The 19,789-nt window shown below is 68.6% G+C and carries 18 protein-coding genes; 10 read left to right on the top strand and 8 right to left on the bottom strand.

Going from position 1 to position 19,789, the window contains the following annotated elements; genetic code table 11:
• The first annotated feature begins 67 nt into the window (after window positions 1-67).
• Window positions 68-961, top strand: a complete 894-nt coding sequence (locus tag ACH4OW_RS07235) for an NADP-dependent oxidoreductase (protein WP_398025636.1) — start codon at window positions 68-70, stop codon at window positions 959-961.
• Window positions 962-1,057: 96 nt separating this feature from the next.
• Entirely contained in the window at window positions 1,058-2,188 is a 1,131-nt protein-coding gene (locus tag ACH4OW_RS07230) for an FAD-dependent oxidoreductase (RefSeq protein WP_398025634.1), read from the top strand.
• Between the two features lie 256 nt (window positions 2,189-2,444).
• Here the strand turns inward: ACH4OW_RS07230 and ACH4OW_RS07225 are convergent, their stop codons facing one another.
• Window positions 2,445-2,735: a barstar family protein gene (locus ACH4OW_RS07225; RefSeq protein WP_398025632.1), complete on the bottom strand. Its 291-nt coding sequence runs from the start codon at window positions 2,733-2,735 to the stop codon at window positions 2,445-2,447.
• Between the two features lie 168 nt (window positions 2,736-2,903).
• Complete coding sequence (gene dnaB, locus ACH4OW_RS07220) at window positions 2,904-4,382, bottom strand: replicative DNA helicase (RefSeq protein ID WP_360125330.1); 1,479 nt, start codon at window positions 4,380-4,382, stop codon at window positions 2,904-2,906.
• 458 nt (window positions 4,383-4,840) lie between these two features.
• On the opposite strand from dnaB, the gene ACH4OW_RS07215 reads away from it, so the two are divergent.
• Window positions 4,841-6,178: an MATE family efflux transporter gene (locus ACH4OW_RS07215; RefSeq protein ID WP_398025630.1), complete on the top strand. Its 1,338-nt coding sequence runs from the start codon at window positions 4,841-4,843 to the stop codon at window positions 6,176-6,178.
• Between the two features lie 39 nt (window positions 6,179-6,217).
• Window positions 6,218-7,096 carry a trypsin-like serine peptidase gene (locus ACH4OW_RS07210; RefSeq protein WP_398025628.1) on the top strand — a complete coding sequence of 293 codons (879 nt, stop codon included), beginning with the start codon at window positions 6,218-6,220 and terminating at the stop codon, window positions 7,094-7,096.
• A 149-nt stretch (window positions 7,097-7,245) separates the two neighbouring features.
• Here the strand turns inward: ACH4OW_RS07210 and rplI are convergent, their stop codons facing one another.
• From rplI to rpsF, 4 genes are all read right to left on the bottom strand, one after another.
• Window positions 7,246-7,692 carry a 50S ribosomal protein L9 gene (gene rplI, locus ACH4OW_RS07205; RefSeq protein WP_360125336.1) on the bottom strand — a complete coding sequence of 149 codons (447 nt, stop codon included), beginning with the start codon at window positions 7,690-7,692 and terminating at the stop codon, window positions 7,246-7,248.
• Window positions 7,693-7,710: 18 nt separating this feature from the next.
• Entirely contained in the window at window positions 7,711-7,947 is a 237-nt protein-coding gene (gene rpsR / locus ACH4OW_RS07200) for a 30S ribosomal protein S18 (RefSeq protein WP_003978893.1), read from the bottom strand.
• A 98-nt stretch (window positions 7,948-8,045) separates the two neighbouring features.
• Entirely contained in the window at window positions 8,046-8,630 is a 585-nt protein-coding gene (locus ACH4OW_RS07195; RefSeq protein ID WP_360125338.1) for a single-stranded DNA-binding protein, read from the bottom strand.
• Between the two features lie 81 nt (window positions 8,631-8,711).
• On the bottom strand, window positions 8,712-9,002 hold the full coding sequence (rpsF, locus tag ACH4OW_RS07190; protein ID WP_003978891.1) for a 30S ribosomal protein S6: 291 nt from the start codon (window positions 9,000-9,002) through the stop codon (window positions 8,712-8,714).
• 230 nt (window positions 9,003-9,232) lie between these two features.
• Here rpsF and ACH4OW_RS07185 point away from each other — a divergent pair, with 230 nt between their 5' ends.
• The 3 genes from ACH4OW_RS07185 (at window position 9,233) to ACH4OW_RS07175 (ending at window position 11,898) form a co-directional block, all read left to right on the top strand.
• The gene (locus tag ACH4OW_RS07185; protein ID WP_360125340.1) at window positions 9,233-9,550 is read left to right on the top strand and encodes a hypothetical protein; all 318 of its coding nucleotides are present in this window, start codon (window positions 9,233-9,235) and stop codon (window positions 9,548-9,550) included.
• Window positions 9,551-9,678: 128 nt separating this feature from the next.
• Window positions 9,679-10,797 (top strand): peptidoglycan bridge formation glycyltransferase FemA/FemB family protein, encoded by a 1,119-nt coding sequence (locus tag ACH4OW_RS07180; protein ID WP_360125342.1) that lies wholly within the window; start codon window positions 9,679-9,681, stop codon window positions 10,795-10,797.
• Between the two features lie 69 nt (window positions 10,798-10,866).
• Window positions 10,867-11,898, top strand: coding sequence for an alanine racemase (locus tag ACH4OW_RS07175; protein ID WP_360125344.1), 1,032 nt, complete (start codon window positions 10,867-10,869; stop codon window positions 11,896-11,898).
• Window positions 11,899-11,977: 79 nt separating this feature from the next.
• Here the strand turns inward: ACH4OW_RS07175 and ACH4OW_RS07170 are convergent, their stop codons facing one another.
• Both ACH4OW_RS07170 and ACH4OW_RS07165 read right to left on the bottom strand, forming a co-directional pair.
• Window positions 11,978-13,471 (bottom strand): glycosyltransferase family 87 protein, encoded by a 1,494-nt coding sequence (locus tag ACH4OW_RS07170; RefSeq protein ID WP_398025624.1) that lies wholly within the window; start codon window positions 13,469-13,471, stop codon window positions 11,978-11,980.
• A gap of 107 nt (window positions 13,472-13,578) precedes the next feature.
• Window positions 13,579-16,278, bottom strand: a complete 2,700-nt coding sequence (locus tag ACH4OW_RS07165) for a transglycosylase domain-containing protein (protein ID WP_398025622.1) — start codon at window positions 16,276-16,278, stop codon at window positions 13,579-13,581.
• Between the two features lie 365 nt (window positions 16,279-16,643).
• Here ACH4OW_RS07165 and ACH4OW_RS07160 point away from each other — a divergent pair, with 365 nt between their 5' ends.
• The 3 genes from ACH4OW_RS07160 to ACH4OW_RS07150 all read left to right on the top strand — a co-directional run bounded on the left by ACH4OW_RS07160 (window position 16,644) and on the right by ACH4OW_RS07150 (window position 19,789).
• The gene (locus ACH4OW_RS07160) at window positions 16,644-17,321 is read left to right on the top strand and encodes a PadR family transcriptional regulator (protein WP_360125350.1); all 678 of its coding nucleotides are present in this window, start codon (window positions 16,644-16,646) and stop codon (window positions 17,319-17,321) included.
• Between the two features lie 47 nt (window positions 17,322-17,368).
• Window positions 17,369-18,451, top strand: coding sequence for an inositol-3-phosphate synthase (locus tag ACH4OW_RS07155; RefSeq protein ID WP_360125351.1), 1,083 nt, complete (start codon window positions 17,369-17,371; stop codon window positions 18,449-18,451).
• A 78-nt stretch (window positions 18,452-18,529) separates the two neighbouring features.
• On the top strand, window positions 18,530-19,789 hold the full coding sequence (locus tag ACH4OW_RS07150; protein WP_398025619.1) for an MFS transporter: 1,260 nt from the start codon (window positions 18,530-18,532) through the stop codon (window positions 19,787-19,789).

Genomic DNA, 19,789 nt, shown 5'->3' with positions numbered 1-19,789 from the left:
CTCACGCTATCAGCGACGAATCCGTAACTGTTCCAAAACACTAACCGTTAGTGCTACGGTCCGCGGCATGAAGAAAATCAGCTTCGCCGAGTTCGGCGGCCCGGACGTTCTGCACCTCATCGACGCCGAAGAGCCCCACCCGGGCCCCGGCCGGATCCGCATCGCCGTGCGAGCGGCAGGCGTCAACCCCGTCGACTGGAGAATCCGTGAAGGCCAGGTCCTAGGGGCCCACCCGGTCCGGTTGCCCTCCGGCGTCGGGCTGGACGCCGCCGGAGTGGTGGACGAGATCGGCGAGGGCGTCGAAGGGATCGCGGTCGGCGACCACGTGTTCGGCGAAGGCGCGAGCACTTATGCCGAATTCGCCGTGCTGTCGGCCTGGGCCCGTATGCCCGAGAACCTGACGTACGAAGAGGCCGCCGGATACCCCTCCGTGGTGGAGACCGCGCTGCGCATCATCCGCGAGGTCGGCGTACAGCCCGGCCAGACGCTGCTGGTCAGCGGGGCGTCCGGAGGAGTCGGGTCGGCGGTGCTCCAGATCGCCCGCGACCGCGGCATCACGGTGATCGGCACGGCCGGTGCCGCCAACCAGGACTATCTGCGGAGCCTGGGCGCCCTCGCCACCACCTATGGCCAGGGCTGGGTCGAGCGGGTGCGGCAGCTCGGCCGCGCCGACGCCGCCCTCGACCTCGCCGGCTCGGGCGTACTCCCCGAGCTCGTCGAACTGACCGGGGATCCGCAGAAGGTGGTCTCCATAGCCGACCTCGGTGCGCCGGAGTTCGGTGTCCGGTTCTCCGGCGTGGCCGGGAGCGTACCGGAAGCGCTCGCCGAGGCCGCCCGCCTCATCTCGCAGGGCAAGCTCCACATCCCCGTTGAAAAGACCTACTCACTCGCCGACGCCCCGTCCGCCCACATCGACAGCCAGGCCGGCCACACGCGCGGGCGCCGCGTCATCGTCATCTGACCCCGCTCCCGAGGCATCGCATCTCCCGGCGAGCCGAAACCTTTCAGCACACCTGCCGGAACCCACCCGGCAGGTGTGCGTCCCGTAAGGAGCCCCATGCACCCTCCTGTCACGATCATCGGCGCCGGCCTCGGCGGCCTCGTGCTGGCCCGCGTCCTGCACGTCCACGGCATCCCGGCCACGGTCTACGAGGCGGAGCCCTCCCCGACGGCGCGTTCGCAGGGCGGGATGCTCGGCATCCACGACCGCAGCGGCCAACTCGCCCTCAGGGCAGCCAACCTGATGGACGAATTCCGCGGCATCGTCCTGGAAGGCCGCCAAGCGATACGGCTCCTCCACCGGGACGGAACCGTCCTGTACGACAAGGCCGACGACGGCGCGGGCGGCAGCCCCGAAGTACAGCGCGGCGAACTGCGTCAGATCCTCCTCGACGCGCTACCCGCCGGTACCGTCCGATGGGGCCGCAAAGCCACCGGCGTCCGCACCCTCCCCGGGGGCCGCCACGAGGTGGCCTTCGCGGATGGCACCACCGCCCTCACAAGCCTGCTGGTCGGCGCGGACGGCGCCTGGTCACGAGTCCGACCGCTGCTCTCCGACGCCCTGCCCGCGTACGTGGGCCGGTCCTTCGTCGAAACCCGCCTGTACGACGCCGACACCCGGCACCCGGCCACCGCCGCAGCGGTCGGCGGCGGAACGCTCGGGGCCGTCGACCCGGACGAACGCGGAAAGTGGTGCGTGGCTCACCGGGAAAAAGACGGAACCCTCCACGCCTACTTCACACTCGCCAAGCCGCAGGACTGGTTCACCGCCATCGACTTCACCGATGCCCCGGCGGCCGCCGCGCGGATCGCGGAGGAGTACGACGGCTGGGCACCGGAACTCACCGCCCTGATCACCGGCGGCGTGACCGCACCCGTCCTGCGCCCCCTCCACGCCCTGCCGGCCGAGCACCGCTGGGACCGGGTACCGGGAGTGACCCTGCTCGGTGACGCCGCCCACCTCTCGCCCCCCAACGGCGAAGGCGCCAACCTGGCCATGCAGGACGGCGCCGAACTCGGCAAAGCCATCGCCGCACACCCCGACGACATCGAGACCGCCCTCACCACATACGAGCAAGCAATGTTCCCCCGCAGCGCGGCAGCCGCCACCGAAGTCGGCCACAACCCCACACCCCAGGAAGTAATCAGCTTCTTCACCAAGACACCCGCCGCTCACGCTCAGGCTTGACGCCCAGCCCCCGTGGGCCCCTGAGCGCCCACGGTGTTGTGAAACGCCGCATCTAGCCCTGATATGCAGTCAGCTCTGAGCGCATGGTGTCGCTTTGGGAAACTACGCCGTCTGTAGGTTCTCGCGGCTCGTGTCGGACGCTGAGGCTGTGACCTGCGGCCCCGCCCGCCGTCTCACGCCGTGTCGGATGCTCAGCGTCTCAGCTCCGTGTCGGAAGCCGATGGCGAACCGTGGCCGCTCGCCGCCGGACTCCACATCAGGTGAAACGCACGGTCAGCCTCTCGTGCGGCGCGTTCGACTCGTCTTCCGCGGCAGCCCGGACCAGGACGGACGCGATCGCCTCGAACGCTTCATCGCCCATGCGGCCACGACTGGCTTCGGCGTTCTCCCAGACGATCTCGACCGGGCGCTCGACATCCCTGCTCAGACGGTCCCACAGGGCGCTCAGGTTGTGCCCGTAGTACGGACCGAAGTCCAGAGGCCCGGCAAGAACCCGGTGCAGGTCCGCCTGGCTTCCGATGTGCGCCCCGTCAATGACAATCCGCATGCTTCCTCCACCCCTTCGGCCAGCCAAGCGACTCTACGAACCCCTGGCACCCCGGCGGGCACCGCGCCCCGCTGAACTGCGGTGTCTCACGGTCGATATCGGATCCGACTTCCTTCCGACATCGACCGTGAGATTCCGACACGAAACTTGAGACCCTACAGTCGGCGATTACGTCTGTGCCATGTCCACGAACCGCGAGTAGTGGCCCTGGAAGGCCACTGTGATGGTCGCCGTCGGGCCGTTACGGTGCTTTGCCACGATCAGGTCCGCCTCGCCGGCGCGCGGGGATTCCTTTTCGTAGGCGTCTTCGCGGTGCAGCAGGATGACCATGTCCGCGTCCTGCTCGATGGAGCCCGATTCACGCAGGTCCGAGACCATGGGCTTCTTGTCCGTGCGCTGCTCGGGGCCACGATTCAGCTGCGAGAGCGCGATGACCGGGAGTTCCAGTTCCTTGGCCAGCAGCTTGAGGTTACGGGACATGTCCGAGACCTCCTGCTGGCGGCTCTCGGCGCGCTTCGAGCCGCCGGACTGCATCAGCTGGAGGTAGTCGATGACCACCAGCTTCAGTTCGTTGCGCTGCTTGAGGCGGCGGCACTTGGCGCGGATCTCCATCATCGACAGGTTCGGCGAGTCGTCGATGTAGAGCGGCGCGGCGGAGACGTCCGGCATCCGCCGGGCCAGCCGGGTCCAGTCCTCGTCCGTCATGGAGCCGGAGCGCATGTGGTGCAGGGCCACCCGCGCCTCGGCGGACAGCAGGCGCATCGCGATCTCGTTGCGGCCCATTTCGAGCGAGAAGATCACGCTCGGCAGGTTGCTCTTGATGGAGCACGCCCGCGCGAAGTCCAGCGCGAGGGTGGACTTACCCATCGCGGGGCGCGCGGCGATGACGATCATCTGGCCGGGGTGCAGGCCGTTGGTCAGGGAGTCCAGGTCGGTGAAGCCGGTGGGTACGCCCGTCATCTGGCCCTGGCGGGAGCCGATCGCCTCGATCTCGTCGAGCGCGCCCTCCATGATGTCGCCGAGCGGGAGGTAGTCCTCGCTGGTGCGCTGCTCGGTGACGGCGTAGATCTCCGCCTGGGCGCTGTTGACGATCTCGTCGACGTCGCCGTCGGCGGCGTACCCCATCTGCGTGATGCGGGTGCCGGCCTCGACGAGCCGGCGCAGCACGGCCCGCTCGTGGACGATCTCGGCGTAGTACTCCGCGTTCGCCGCCGTCGGAACGGACTGGACCAGGGTGTGCAGATACGACGCGCCGCCGACCCGTGCGATCTCGCCGCGCTTGGTCAGCTCGGCCGCGATCGTGATGGGGTCGGCCGGCTCGCCCTTCGCGTACAGGTCGAGGATCGCCTGGTAGACCAGCTCGTGGGCCGGCCGGTAGAAGTCGTGGCCCTTGAGGACCTCGACGACGTCGGCGATGGCGTCCTTGGACAGCAGCATGCCGCCGAGCACGGACTGCTCGGCGTCCAGGTCCTGGGGCGGTACGCGCTCGAAGCCGCCGCCCGACCAGCCGCCGTCCTCGTCACCCCGGTCGTTGCGGTCGTCACGGCCGCGTCCCTTGCCGTCGTTGCGGCGGGAGCGGGCGGCGGGCAGCCGGTCGCTGGGGCCGGCGTCCGCCCAGGGGTCCTCCACGGGCTCGGGCATGCTCACCCCGGCACCTCCTCCCGTCCGCGGCGCGGACCTTGCTGTGCTCTTCTTTCTTACGGCACAGCTCTGACAAACGAGACGCCCGACTCCGGTTACGGCGCGTCGAGTTCGGATGGGTTCCGGGACCGGAACAGGGGCCAGGCGCCGGACTACGGTAGGCCCGGCGGCACCGTCCGCCAATCTGGTTATCCACAGGCCATGTGGACGATGGGCCCGTTCCTGTGGAGAAGTCCTCCGAACCTGTGCACCGCACGGGGGACAGCGCTGTGGACAAACACACAATCAGCCGATGCCGACCTCTCTGACCTGCGGCTTTCTCATCCATAGCCTGTGGGGGAGAAAAACTTCCGCAACCTGTTCATGATCGGCCCACATGCCGTGGAGGCGAGCGCTCCACCCGGCGCGAAGTAAGGATCGCAATACGGTTGTGTCGCTTACCTGTGGAAGATTAGATTGGCCGCATGACACAGGCCCCCGCGACGCCGCGGCGTACCGACCGCCGCCACGACCGCGAGATCATCTCACTCGCTCTCCCCGCGTTCGGCGCGCTCGTCGCGGAGCCCCTCTTCCTCATGGTCGACAGTGCCGTCATCGGCCACCTCGGCACCCGGCAGCTCGCCGGGCTCGGCGTCGCGGGTCCGCTCCTGAGCACCGCGGTCGCGGTCTTCGTCTTCCTCGCGTACGCCACCACCGCCGCCGTCGCCCGCCGGGTCGGCGCCGGCGACCTCTCCTCCGCCATCCGGCAGGGCATGGACGGCATCTGGCTCGCCCTCCTCCTGGGCGCAGCCGTCGTGGCCACGGTCCTGCCGACCGCCCCCTGGCTCGTCGACGTCTTCGGCGCCTCCCACACCGCCGCCCCGTACGCCGTCACCTACCTGCGCATCAGCGCCCTCGGCATCCCGGCGATGCTCATGGTGCTGGCGGCCACCGGCGTACTGCGCGGTCTCCAGGACACCAGGACGCCGCTGTACGTCGCCATCGGCGGCTTCTCCGTCAACGCGGCCCTGAACGTCGGCCTGGTGTACGGCGCCGGTCTCGGCATCGCCGGTTCCGCCTGGGGCACCGTCGTCGCCCAGTGCGGCATGGCCGCCGTCTACTTGATCGTCGTGGTGCGGGGCGCCCGCCGGCACGGTGCCTCGCTGCGCCCGGACATCGCCGGCATCCGCGCCAGCGCGCAGGCCGGTGTGCCGCTGCTGGTACGTACGCTCTCGCTGCGTGCCGTCATGATGATCGCCACCGCCGTCGCGGCCCGCCTCGGAGACGCCGAGGTGGCCGCCCACCAGATCGTCATCACCCTGTGGTCGCTGCTGGCCTTCGCCCTGGACGCCATCGCCATCGCCGGACAGGCGATCATCGGACGCTACCTGGGCGCCGACGACGTGCCGGGCGCCAAGGCGGCCTGCCGCCGCATGGTGCAGTGGGGCATCGCCTCCGGAGTGGTGCTCGGCCTGCTCGTGGTGCTCACGAGGCCGCTGTTCATGCCGCTGTTCACCGCCGACCCGGCCGTGAAGGACGCCCTGCTGCCCACCCTGCTGGTCGTCGCCCTCACCCAACCGGTCGCCGGCATCGTCTTCGTTCTCGACGGCGTGCTCATGGGCGCGGGCGACGGTCCGTACCTCGCCTGGGCGATGCTCGTGACGCTCGCGCTCTTCGCGCCGGCCGCGCTGCTGGTACCGGCCGTCGGCGGCGGCCTGACCGCACTGTGGTGGGCCATGGCCCTGATGATGACCGTGCGGATGCTGACATTGTGGGCACGTACCCGGTCGGGCCGCTGGATTGTGACAGGAGCCTCGCGTTGAAGACACCCGAAACAACCGCACCGTGTTGATAATGACCCTGTGCGCCCGCTTGCCAGGAAGATCGTCCTGCCCCTGACGCTGACCGTCATCGGGGCAGGCATCGTAGTGGGCTACGCCTCCCAGGACGCCGGTACCAGCAGTCGCGGCGGCGGCACCATCCGCAGCGGGTACGGCAAGGCGGGCGAGCCCGGTCAGGACCCCCAGGACCAGGACCCGTCCGCCACGGCCCCCGCCGACGACGGCAGCGCCTACACCCCGCGCAGCACCGAGCAGAACGCCCGGGTGGGCGCGATCTTCGAGAAGGACGACACCGGCGACCACTTCTGCACCGCCAGCGTCGTGCAGAGTCCCGGCCGGAACATGCTGATCACCGCTGCGCACTGCGCTTTCGACCCCGAGACCGGCAAGGCCGTGAACGACCTGGTCTTCGCTCCCGACTACCGCGACGGCCAGGAGCCGGCCGGCCTGTGGAAGGTCAGGAACGTCGTCGTCGACGACCGCTGGGCCTCGTCACAGGACGAGGACATGGACGTCGCCTTCCTCGTCCTGGACAGCAAGGACGGCAAGCAGATCCAGGACGTGCTGGGCGGCAACACCCTCGGCATCGACCCCGGCTTCGACAACGAGGTCAAGATCACCGGGTACCCCACCAGCAGTGAGACGCCGATCTCCTGCCACAACCGCACGACGCGGTTCAGCGACACGCAGATGCGCGTCGAGTGCACCGACTTCGCCGGCGGTACGAGCGGCAGCCCCTGGCTCGCCGACTACGACCCCAAGAGCCACACCGGGACCGTGATCGGCGTCCTGGGAGGCCACGAGGGCGGCGGCGACGAGGACGACGTCTCGTACGCCTCGTACTTCGGTGACGAGGTCGCCGACCTCTACAAGCGCGCCCAGGACGAGGGCGAGGGCTGAGCAGGCCGGGGGTGGCAGCACTGCGCCCGTAGCCCTCCGGGGCCGGACGGCCCGCTCACGGCCCGTGGCCCACGCCCCGAGACGTACGCGAAAGGGCCGCACCCCGTTTCCGGAGTGCGGCCCTTCGGCGTAGTGCTATGGCACTGCGATCAGGCGGCGACGACCTCGACGCCGACCTTCGCGACAACGTCGCTGTGCAGACGCACGGACACCTGGTGCGCGCCCAGGGTCTTGATCGGCGAGCCGAGCTCGACGCGGCGCTTGTCCACGTCGGGGCCACCGGCGGACTTGATCGCCGAGGCGACGTCGGCCGGCGTGACGGAGCCGAACAGGCGGCCGGCGTCACCGGCACGCACGGACAGCTTCACCTTGACGCCCTCGAGCTGGCCCTTGATCTCGTTGGCCTGCTCGACCGACGCGATCTCGCGGATCTTGCGACCGCGGCGGATCTGCTCGACGTCCTTCTCGCCACCCTTGGTCCAGCGGATCGCGAAACCACGCGGGACCAGGTAGTTACGGGCGTAACCGTCGCGGACGTCTACGACGTCGCCGGCGGTGCCGAGGCCGGAGACCTCGTGGGTGAGGATGATCTTCATGAGTCGGTCACCCTTCCCTTATCGCGCGGTGGAGGTGTAGGGCAGCAGCGCCATCTCACGGCTGTTCTTCACGGCCGTGGCGACGTCACGCTGGTGCTGGGTGCAGTTGCCGGTCACCCGGCGGGCACGGATCTTGCCGCGGTCGGAAATGAACTTCCGCAGCAGGTTCGTGTCCTTGTAGTCGACGTAGGAGATCTTCTCCTTGCAGAACACGCAAACCTTCTTCTTAGGCTTGCGAGCAGGCGGCTTCGCCATTGTCTCTCTCCAGTGAGTTCAAGAAGTTTGTGCTGACGCCCTCAGGCCCCGGCCGTTTCGCGCTGTTTCACGTGAAACAGCGCGCGTACGGACTGGACCTAGAAGGGCGGCTCGTCCGAGTAGCCGCCGCCGGAGCCGCCGCCCCAGCCACCGCCGCCGCCACCCTGCTGGCCGCCGCCTGCAGGGGCACCGGTCGCCCACGGGTCGTCGGCGGGAGCCCCGCCGCCCTGGCCGCCGCCGGGGCCGCCGCCCCAGCCGCCGCCACCCTGGCCGCCGCCCTGCGGGCCGCCGCCGAAGCCGCCGCCCTGGCCACCGCGACCGGTGGTCTTGGTGACCTTGGCCGTGGCGTTCCGCAAGCTGGCGCCGACCTCGTCGACGTCGAGCTCGTAGACCGTGCGCTTGACGCCCTCGCGGTCCTCGTACGACCGCTGCTTGAGGCGGCCCTGCACGATCACGCGGGTGCCCCGGGTGAGGGACTCGGCGACGTTCTCCGCCGCCTGACGCCACACCGAGCAGGTCAGGAACAGGCTCTCGCCGTCCTTCCACTCGTTGGTCTGGCGGTCGAAGGTGCGGGGAGTGGACGCGACGCGGAACTTCGCGACCGCCGCACCGGACGGGGTGAAGCGCAGCTCGGGGTCGTCGACAAGATTGCCGACGACCGTGATGACGGTCTCGCCTGCCATTAGGGGAACCTCTCGGCGGGTGTGCTGCTGGCTGCTGGTGTTGCTGCTACTCGAACCCGGTTACCGCTGACGCTGATGCGTTCAGTGGGTCTCGGGACGGAGGACCTTGGTCCGGAGGACCGACTCGTTCAGGTTCATCTGACGGTCGAGTTCCTTGACGACCGCAGGCTCGGCCTGCAGGTCGATGACCGAGTAGATGCCCTCGGGCTTCTTGTTGATCTCGTACGAGAGACGACGACGGCCCCAGGTGTCGACCTTCTCGACCTTTCCGTTGCCCTCACGGACGACGGAGAGGAAGTTCTCGATCAGGGGAGAGACAGCGCGCTCTTCCAGATCGGGGTCGAGGATGACCATCACCTCGTAGTGACGCATGTAGAACCCACCTCCTTTGGACTCAGCGGCCACGGTCGTTCCGTGGCAGGAGGGTCTTGATGCGTTCCGCACCCGGCCCGGCCAGGAGACCTGGACAGACATGGGCGCAGACCGTACACAGTACCTGCCTTCGGGCTTCCGGTTGAAATCCGGCCGCCGATCCCCCCAATCTGGAACACAACGGGTGTGAGCGGCGTTACAGTTCGCCGCCCTGTCTTCGGAGGTGCCGCATGGCACAAGCAGTCCGGCCGCAGCACGGCCTTCTCTCTCTTCTGAACAGCGACGGCAAGGCCCATCCCGTCGAGAACTCCCTTGTCGCCGTGACCCTGGTGCTCGGCGCCCTCGCCTTCTTCACCGCCCACTTCCACAACCTCCACCTGGTGAGTTCCTGGGCGGGACTGATCGGTATCGGCACCGGCGCCTGGGGCCAGTTCATCTCCGCGACCACCGGAGAGCGCTTCTTGCTGATCATCGGCCTGGGCGCGGCGGCCGTCGGCTTCTTCCTCGGCATGGCCCACGGCGGCCTCTTCGGCGGGGTGCTCGGCTAGGCGGCAGGCCGGGCGCGGGGTCGCTCCACCCCCCTTCGCCCAAACGGGGCGCTCCCCTGTCGCAGTAGGCTTCGGCGCGAGAGCCGGAGCCCCGACCCTGGGGACAAACCTGCCGAGGAGCGCCCCGCATGAGCCTGACCCTGAGGACCATCAGCCGAGAGCAGCATCTGGCGTACATCCAGAGTCTGCCCTCGGCGAGCCACATGCAGGTCCCGGCCTGGGCCGATGTGAAGTCCGAATGGCGCTCGGAGAACCTGGGCTGGTTCGACGCGAGCGGTCAGCTGGTCGGCGCGGGCCTGGTCCTCTACCGCCAGCTGCCCAAGATCAAGCGGTACCTCGCCTACCTGCCCGAGGGCCCGGTCATCAACTGGTACGCCCCGAATCTGGAGGACTGGCTGAAGCCGATGCTGGCGCACCTGAAGCAGCAGGGCGCCTTCTCGGTGAAGATGGGCCCGCCGGTGATCATCCGGCGCTGGGACTCCGCCGCGATCAAGTCCGGCATCCAGGACCCGGACGTCAAGCGGCTGCGCGACATCGAGGCCACCCACATCGAGCCGCGCGCCTTCGAGGTGTCCGACAAGCTGCGCCGGATGGGCTGGCAGCAGGGCGAGGACGGCGGGGCCGGCTTCGGTGACGTACAGCCCCGTTACGTCTTCCAGGTGCCGCTGGCGAACCGTTCGCTGGAGGACGTCCACAAGGGCTTCAACCAGCTGTGGCGCCGCAACATCAAGAAGGCCGAGAAGGCCGGCGTCGAGGTCGTCCAGGGCCGCTACGAGGACCTCGCCGAATGGCAGCGGCTGTACGAGATCACCGCGGTGCGCGACCGCTTCCGGCCGCGTCCGCTCGGCTACTTCCAGCGCATGTGGACGGCCCTCAACACCGAGGACCCCAACCGCATGCGGCTGTACTTCGCACGGCACAACGGCGTGAACCTCTCCGCCGCGACGATGCTGGTCGTCGGCGGCCACGTCTGGTACTCCTACGGCGCATCGGACAACATCGGCCGCGAGCACCGGCCCTCCAACGCCATGCAGTGGCGGATGCTGCGCGACGCCTACGCGCTCGGCGCCACGGTCTACGACCTGCGCGGCATCAGCGACTCGCTGGACGAGAACGACCCGCTTTTCGGCCTCATCCAGTTCAAGGTGGGTACGGGCGGGCAGGCGGCCGAGTACCTGGGCGAGTGGGACTTCCCGCTCAACAAGCTCCTGCACAAGGCTCTCGACATCTACATGTCTCGCCGCTGACCGTCACACCTCCCGTTCGTCCCTCTGATCGACCGCAACGCAGCTACGAGAAAGGTTCCGGGCCCGGCCATGGCGCTCACTCTCTACGTCGACACCGCGCGCTGGCGGGCACACCAGCAGAACGTTCTCCAGCAGTTCCCAGGGCTCGTCCCGGTCTGCAAAGGCAACGGTTACGGCTTCGGCCACGAGCGCCTCGCCGAGGAAACGACTCGCTTCGGGGCCGATCTCCTCGCCGTGGGGACCACCTACGAAGCGGCCCGCATGAAGGACTACTTCAGCGGTGACCTGCTGGTCCTGACTCCTTTCCGGCACGGCGAGGAACCGGTTCCGCTGCCGGACCGCGCCATCCGGTCGGTCTCCTCGGTCGAGGGCGTGGGCGGCTTGGTGGGCGCCCGGGTGGTCATCGAGGTCATGAGCAGCATGAAGCGGCACGGCGTCATGCCGGAGGAGCTGCCGAAGCTGGCCGCCGCCATCGAGGACGTACGGCTGGAGGGCTTCGCCATCCACCTGCCGCTGGACCGCACCGACGGCTCCGACGCCGTGGAGGAGGTCATCGGCTGGATGGACCGGCTGCGGAACGCGCGCCTGCCGCTGCACACGATGTTCGTCAGCCACCTCAAGGCCGACGAACTCGTCCGCTTGCAGCAGCAGTTCCCGCAGACTCGTTTCCGCGCGCGCATCGGTACGCGCCTGTGGCTCGGCGACCACGAGGCCACCGAGTACCGCGGCTCGGTCCTGGACGTCACGCGGGTCGGCAAGGGCGACCGCTTCGGCTACCGCCAGCAGAAGGCCGCCTCCGACGGCTATCTGGTCGTCGTGGCCGGCGGCACCTCGCACGGTGTGGGCCTGGAGTCCCCCAAGGCCCTGCACGGCGTGATGCCCCGCGCCAAGGGCGTGGCCCGCGCGGGTCTGGCGACCGTCAACCGCAACCTCTCGCCCTACGTGTGGGCGGGCAAGCAGCGGTGGTTCGCGGAGCCGCCGCACATGCAGGTCTCCATCCTCTTCGTGCCCGGGGACGCCCCCGAGCCGCGGGTGGGCGAGGAACTGGTGGCGCACCTGCGGCACACCACGACGCAGTACGACCGCATCGTGGACCGCTGAGCCGCGACCGCTCCGTGAACGCCTCGGGCCCGGGGCCGCAGACTTGCTCTGCGGCCCCGGGCCCGTTCCGTGCGTCCGGCTACCGGCGTGCCGAGTCCCGCGCCACTCCCCAGCGAAGCTCTGCGGCCCCTTCGAATTGCAACGCGTGCCGCGGTACGCGTTGCGCCTGGCCGAGCACGAACACATCCGGTGCGTGGTCCAGCAGGCCGCCCGACGGGTCGTCATCGCCGTCCTTGCGCACCACGTCCCGCTCCGGCATCAGCACGTCACGTACGACCACGGCACACAGGTACAGCGTGCCCGCCAGGTGGAGCACGATCGCCAGCTGGTAGCCCTCCAGCGGCAGTCCCTGGTGCTTGTCTCCGTTGCCGGTGTAAGCGAGGTACAGCCAGATCCCGAGGAAGTACATCACCTCGCACGCCTGCCAGATCAGGAAGTCGCGCCAGCGTGGCCGCGCCAGCGCAGCGAGCGGGATCAGCCACAGCACGTACTGCGGCGAGTAGACCTTGTTGGTGACGATGAAGAGCGCGACGACGAGGAAGACGAGCTGCGCGAACCGCGGCCGGCGCGGCGCGTAGAACGTCAGCAGCGCCAGGGCGCCGCACCCGAGGAGCATCAGCAGCGTCGCGTAGGTGTTCGCGTCCTCCAGCGGGCTACCGGTGCGCTGGGAGATGAGCAGCCAGATCGAGCCGAAGTCGATGGGCCGCTCCTGGCTGAAGGTGTAGAACTTCGCCCAGCCCTCGCGGATGTGGAAGCCGGAAGCGTCGTGCGTGATCATCACCGGCGCGTTGACCACCAGCCATGCGGCGACGGCTCCGGCTACGGTCTTGCCGTACGCCTGCCACCGTCCGGCGCGCCAGCACAGGAGGAGCAGTGGCCCGAGCAGCAGCACCGGGTACAGCTTCGCGGCGGTCGCCAGGCCGATGAAGACTCCTGCCGCGAGGGGCCGACAGCGCGACCACGTCAGCATCGCGACGGCGGTCAGCGCGACGGCGAGCAGGTCCCAGTTGATCGTCGCGGTGAGCGCGAGGGCGGGGGCGAGGGCGACGAGCAGTCCGTCCCAGGGCCGGCGCCGGTGCGTACGGGCCACGCACACGGCGAGTACCGCGGCGCAGGCCAGCAGCATTCCGGCGTTCACCAGCCAGTAGATCTGCTCACGGTCCTGGATGGACCCGCCGTGCGGAGTCATCCAGGAGGCGACCTCCATGAACACTCCGGTCAGCACCGGGTATTCGAGGTACTCCATGTCGCCGGGCAGCTTGTCGAAGTACGGGATGAGCCCGTCGGCGAAGCCACGGCCCGTGTACAGGTGCGGGATGTCGGAGTAGCAGGCGTGGGTGTACTGGCTGGTGGCGCCGAAGAACCAGCCGCTCTCGTAGCACGGGAGCTTCTGCACCATGCCGAGTGCGAACATGCCGATGGCGACCAGCGCGATGACGCGTACCGGTGTCCACCAGCCGGTGCCGAAGAGCGCGCGCCGGCCCGCCGGCCCGCCGAACAGCTCGCTCCCGGCCGCCGCCACGTCATCCCGCCTCGTCGGCCGTACGGGCTCGTCCTGTCGCACGCTCGTCATGGGCCCATCCTGCCGTACGGTCTAGGGCCGAACAGGGAGAAGCCCCCGCCCGCAGGTCCCGGGTCGGGGGCTTCTCGGTTTCACGTTTCACGTGAAACAGCCAGCGGTCAGTAGCGTCGTCCGCCCGACGCTCCACCGCCGCCGGGGCCGTCGAAGATGCCGCCATCGGTGCCACCGCCGGGACCGCCCGTGCTCGGATCGGGCGACGACGAACCGCCGCCGGTGTGTCCACCGGGCCCGCCACCGGTCTCACCACCGCCGGTCGCCCCGCCGTTGTGCTGGCAGGCGATGTCCCAGTCCGCGCACGTCTTGGTCGGTGTGGGGCTGGGGGGCGGGCTGGACGGCTTCGGCTTGGTGGGCGTGGGCTTCGGGCTGCTCGGCTGCGGAGACGGCAGGGTGGGCGTCGGGGACGGGCTCATGCCGTCGCCGTACACCTTCTGGCCGATCGGTGCGGGCTTCGGGAAGGGTTCGAGCTTCTGCCCCTTCATCGCCTGCGTCATGTACTCCGCCCAGATCCGGGCCGGGAAGGACGCGCCGTGGATCTTCTCCTCGCCGCCGACGCCGTACATCTTCAAGAATTCCTGCTGCTTGGCCTGGTCGTCCACGCGCCACATGCCGATCGTGGTGGCCAGCTGCTTCGTGTACCCGGCGAACCAGGCGGACTTGTTGTCGTCGGTGGTACCGGTCTTGCCGGCCGCCTCACGCCCGTCGGGCAGCTTCGCGGCCGTACCGGTGCCCTTCTCCACCACGGTCTTCAGGACGTCCGTCACGTTGTCCGCGACCGCCGCGCTGAAACCGGTCTTGGGCTTCTTGGTGTGCTCGTACTTGGTCTGGCCGTCCTTCTCGACGGACTCGACCGAGTACGGATCGTCCTGCTGGCCACTGGCGGCGAAGGTGGCGTACGCGCCGGCCAGCCGGATCGCGCTCGGCGCCGAGGTGCCCAGCGAGTAGGTCGGCGTGGTCTTGGCCATGCTCTGGTCGTCGCGCAGGCCCGCGGCGATCGCCGCTTCCTTCACCTTGTCGCGGCCCACGTCCATGCCGAGCTGGATGTAGGGAGTGTTCACCGAGAACTGCATGGCGGTGCGGAGGGTGATCTTTCCGCGGTCCTCGTTGCCGTCGTTCGCCTGGTGCCACTCCTTTCCGTCCTTGTCGTGCCAGACGGTCCCGTCGTAGTTGAGCAGCTTCAGCTTGTTGTCGCCGTTGTAGATGCTGTTCGGTGAGACGCGGGTACGTCGTTCGGGATTGTGCGGATCACGCACGCCGTCGCTCATGGCGGACGCCAGCACGAACGGCTTGAAGGTCGAGCCGACCTGGACACCGGTGTAGTCGGCGTTGTTCGTGTAGTGCTGGGTCGCGTCCTTGCCGCCGTAGATGGCGACGATCTTGCCGGTACCCGGTTCGACCGAGGCGCCGCCGAACTGGACGTACTTGTCGACCTCGCGCTCGTCCGGCTTGATGTGCTCCTTGGTGACCTTGTCGACGGAAGCCGCGAGCTCGTTGACCTTCTTCTCGTCGAAGGTCGTGTGGATCTCGTAGCCGCCCATCTTCAACATGGAGTCGGTGATGTTGGTGTTCGCCGTGATGTAGTTGTTGGCGAGGTCGACGAGGTAGCCCTTCTGGCCGCGGAGGTCCATGGCCTTCTTGGGCTTCTTGGGCATCGGGAAGTCCTTGATCTGGTCCCGCTCCGCCTTCTCCATCCGCTTGACCTCGACCTCGCGGTCCAGGGTCCACTTCCAGCGTGCCTCGGCCCGCTTGAGGTTCGCGCCCTTGGTCTCCGTCGTGATGTACGGGTCGTAGAGGTTGGGACCGTTGAGCAGCGCGGCCAGGAAGGCGCCCTCGCTCGGCGTGAGCTTGTCGCAGTCCTTGCCGTAGTACGCCCGGGACGCCGCCTGGATGCCGTACGCGCCTCGCCCGTAATACGCGGTGTTGAGGTAGCCGGCCAGAATCGTGGGCTTCTTCTCCTTGATGCCCACCTTCACCGAGATGAACAGCTCGGTGAGCTTGCGCTTGAGGGTCTGCGACTGGTCGAGGTAGGTGTTCTTCACGTACTGCTGGGTGATGGTCGACCCGCTCTGGGTCTCACCGCCCTTGGCCATGTTGAGGACCGCGCGGGCGATGCCCATCGGGTCCACGCCCGAGTCCTCGTAGAACGAGGCGTTCTCGGCGGAGATCACCGCGTTCTGCATGGACTTGGGGATCGAGGTGATCGGCACGATCTGGCGGTTGAGGTCACCGCCACCGGCGACGACCATCGGCTTGCCGTTGGACCAGTAGTAGACGTTCTTCTGCAGCTTCGACGCCTTCTGCGCATCCGGGATGTCCACGTAGGCGAGCGCGAGACCGGCCGCGCCGACGATCACTGCGAGGAAGCCGATGCAGGTACTGAGGACCTGTTTCCACGAGGGCACGAACCGGCGCCAACCGACCTTGCCCGCACGCGGATAGTCTATGAACCGCTTCTTGGCGGGCCCGCCTGCTCCACGGCCCCGCCCGCGACCGCCCTCGCTTCCGCCGCCACCGCCTCCGGTGCGCCGGCCGCCGCGCCCGCCACGGCCACTGCCGGAAGCCATCTCGGCCGTATCGGACGCCCGTCGCCGGCCACCGCGTTGAGCGGCGCGCCGGGCCTCGGCTCTACCGCCGGCCGGCCGTTCCTGCCCGTACGCCCCGGACTCGGCGTCCGGGCCGGGGCCGGGGGCGGAGCCGCGGGAGGGCGCGGCGCGACGCCCGGATGATTGCTGTGCGGCTCGTCGGGCCGCAGCACGTCCGCCGCCCTGCGGCTGGGGCGGTTTGCGACGGTGCTCGCTCATGGAACGAATACTCCTCGGGCAGGCGCGCTATCTATCTCGTCGCCTGAAGGCGGCAGTTGGCTTCAGGTCCCCCCGACGTACGGCACCCATATGGCTCATGGGGTCGCACTACACCGAGGACGGGGACGTCACTCATCGCCCCTCGGTTCCCGGCAGTTTGCATGCCGCACAGACTACGCAGGGCCAAAACCTGCCCACTGTTGAAATTCACTCCAAATCAGTCAGGTTGGGTAGAACGAATCAGTGATGTGACGGCGTTCACCGTCCCCCCTCTTGTTCCTCTCGAATGACCGATCTATCGTCTGGATGTATCGAGTCGATACATCAGCTCGGCATAAAGAACGCACGAGGCCAAGGAGGCGGACATGAGCAGGCGGTCCGGCATCCTTGAGTTCGCTGTCCTCGGGCTGCTCCGCGAGTCCCCTATGCACGGCTACGAGCTGCGCAAACGGCTCAACACCTCGCTGGGGGTCTTCCGTGCGTTCAGCTACGGCACCCTCTACCCCTGTCTCAAGGCACTGGTCGCCAACGGCTGGCTGACCGAGGAGACGGGTGGTGCGCCGGAGGCCACTCCCGCGTCCCTCACCGGCCGCCGGGCGAAGATCGTCTACCGGTTGACGGCAGAGGGGAAGGGCCACTTCGAGGAGCTGCTCGCGCACTCCGGACCGGACGCGTGGGAGGACGAGCACTTCGGCGTCCGCTTCGCCTTCTTCGGACAGACCTCGCGCGACGTCCGAATGCGGGTACTGGAAGGCCGCCGCAGCCGGCTGGAGGAGCGCCTGGAGAAGATGCGCACCTCCTTGGCACGCACGCGCGAGCGGCTGGACGACTACACCCTCGAACTGCAGCGGCACGGCATGGAATCCGTTGAGCGCGAGGTCCGGTGGCTCAACGAGCTGATCGAGAGTGAACGCGCCGGACGCGATCAACGCGCCGCGGATCCCGCGGAGCGGGACCAGAAGGACACGTCAGGGGATACGGGCGGCCTGCCCCGGCGTCGGGGTGGTTCCCGGCCGGATCCGTCCGATGACACCACCACATGAGGCACCGCATTCCGCGGGTCTTGTCGAGAACACAGGGAGCAACCGGAATGGGTTCGGTTCGCGTAGCCATCGTCGGCGTGGGCAACTGCGCCGCCTCGCTGGTACAAGGCGTCGAGTACTACAAGGACGCAGACCCGGACAGCCGCGTGCCCGGTCTCATGCACGTGCAGTTCGGTGATTACCACGTGCGTGACATCGAGTTCGTGGCCGCTTTCGACGTCGACGCCAAGAAGGTCGGCCTCGACCTGGCGGACGCCATCGGTGCCAGCGAGAACAACACCATCAAGATCTGCGACGTGCCGCACTCCGGTGTGACCGTCCAGCGCGGCCACACCCTCGACGGCCTCGGCAAGTACTACCGCCAGACCATCGAGGAGTCCGCGGAGACCCCGGCGGACATCGTCCAGGTCCTCAAGGACAAGCAGGTCGACGTCCTGGTCTGCTACCTGCCGGTCGGCTCCGAGGACGCCGCGAAGTACTACGCCCAGTGCGCCATCGACGCCAAGGTCGCCTTCGTCAACGCCCTGCCGGTCTTCATCGCGGGCACCAAGGAGTGGGCGGACAAGTTCACCGAGGCCGGTGTCCCGATCGTCGGTGACGACATCAAGTCCCAGGTCGGCGCCACCATCACGCACCGCGTGATGGCCAAGCTCTTCGAGGACCGGGGCGTCGTCCTGGACCGCACGATGCAGCTGAACGTCGGCGGCAACATGGACTTCAAGAACATGCTGGAGCGCGACCGCCTGGAGTCCAAGAAGATCTCCAAGACCCAGGCCGTCACCTCGCAGATCCGCGACCGCGAGCTGGGCGAGGACAACGTCCACATCGGCCCGTCGGACTACGTGGCCTGGCTGGACGACCGCAAGTGGGCGTACGTGCGCCTGGAGGGCCGCGCCTTCGGTGACGTCCCGCTGAACCTGGAGTACAAGCTGGAGGTCTGGGACTCCCCGAACTCCGCGGGTGTCATCATCGACGCCCTGCGCGCCGCGAAGATCGCCAAGGACCGCGGCATCGGCGGCCCGGTGCTCTCCGCGTCCTCCTACTTCATGAAGTCGCCGCCCGTTCAGTACTTCGACGACGAGGCGCACGCGAACGTCGAGAAGTTCATCAAGGGTGAGGTCGAGCGCTAAGCAGCGCCCGTAACGCTTCACAGCAGGCCCCCTGGCAATACCGCCCGGGGGCCTGTGCCCTGTGTGAGGCTGGACCTCATGCCCGTTGTGCGTGATCTCCGCGTACTGCTCCAGCTGCGCGACTTCCGCTCCCTGCTGGCCGTACGGCTCCTCTCCCAGGCCGCCGACGGCGTCTATCAGGTCGCGCTCGCCGCGTACGTCGTCTTCTCCCCCGAGAAGCAGGCGTCGCCCGCGGCCATCGCTTCCGCCATGGCGGTTCTCCTACTCCCGTACTCGCTCCTCGGCCCTTTCGCCGGCGTACTCCTCGACCGCTGGAGGCGTCGGCAGGTCCTGCTCCACGGCAACCTGCTGCGCGCCGTGCTCGCCGTCGGCACCGCGGCTCTGGTCACCGCCCGCGCCCCCGACTGGCTCTTCTACGCCTCCGCCCTGTGCGTCATGGCCGTCAACCGCTTCGTGCTGGCGGGCCTCTCGGCCTCCCTGCCCCGCGTGGTGGCCGGCACCGAGCGGCTGGTCACGGCCAACTCCCTGTCGCCGACGGCAGGCACGCTCGCGGCCACCGCGGGTGGCGTACTCGCTTTCGCCGTCCGGCTGGCAGGCGTGGACTCCAACAGCGTCGTCGTACTGCTGGCCGCGGCCCTGTACCTGTGCGCCGCCGGTGTTTCCCTGCGGATGGCTCCAGGGCTGCTCGGCCCCGCGCCGGAACACCTTCAACCGCAGGTGGGCGCCGCCCTCATGAGCACCGCGCGCGGCCTGGTGGCGGGCCTGCGCCACCTCGCACGGCGCCGCACCGCGACTGCGGCGCTGGCCGGGATGGCCGTCATGCGTTTTTGCTACGGAGCGCTGACGGTGATGGTGCTGATGCTGTGCCGGTACACATGGACGGACAGCGAATCGGACGGGCTGGCGCTGCTCGGTATCGCCGTCGGCGTTTCCGGAGCGGGCTTCTTCGCGGCCGCGCTCCTCACGCCGTCAGCCGTGGCACGGTTCACGCCCCTGGGCTGGATGGCGTGCTGTGCGGGCCTGTCGGCGGTGCTGTCTCCGTGCTTGGGGCTCACCTTCACCTACGGCCCATTGCTGGCTGCTGCCTTCGTCCTTGCCCTCAGCACCCAGTCGGTCAAGATTTCCACGGACACGGTGGTGCAGTCCTCGGTGGACGACGCCTTCCGAGGCCGCGTCTTCGCTGTCTACGACATGCTCTTCAACGTCGCCTATGTCAGCGCCGCTGCCGTGTCGGCGCTGATGCTGCCGCCGGGCGGCGAGTCGAGCGCACTCGTCCTCGTCATAGCTCTTCTCTATGCGGCGACCGCAGTGGCGCTGGTTCGCTGCACACGGCGGTGA

Source organism: Streptomyces sp. NPDC017056, assembly GCF_044332485.1.
Classification (GTDB): Bacteria; Actinomycetota; Actinomycetes; order Streptomycetales; family Streptomycetaceae; genus Streptomyces.
Note: the sequence above shows the minus strand (reverse complement) of the source record. Positions and strands in the feature narration are given on the sequence as shown.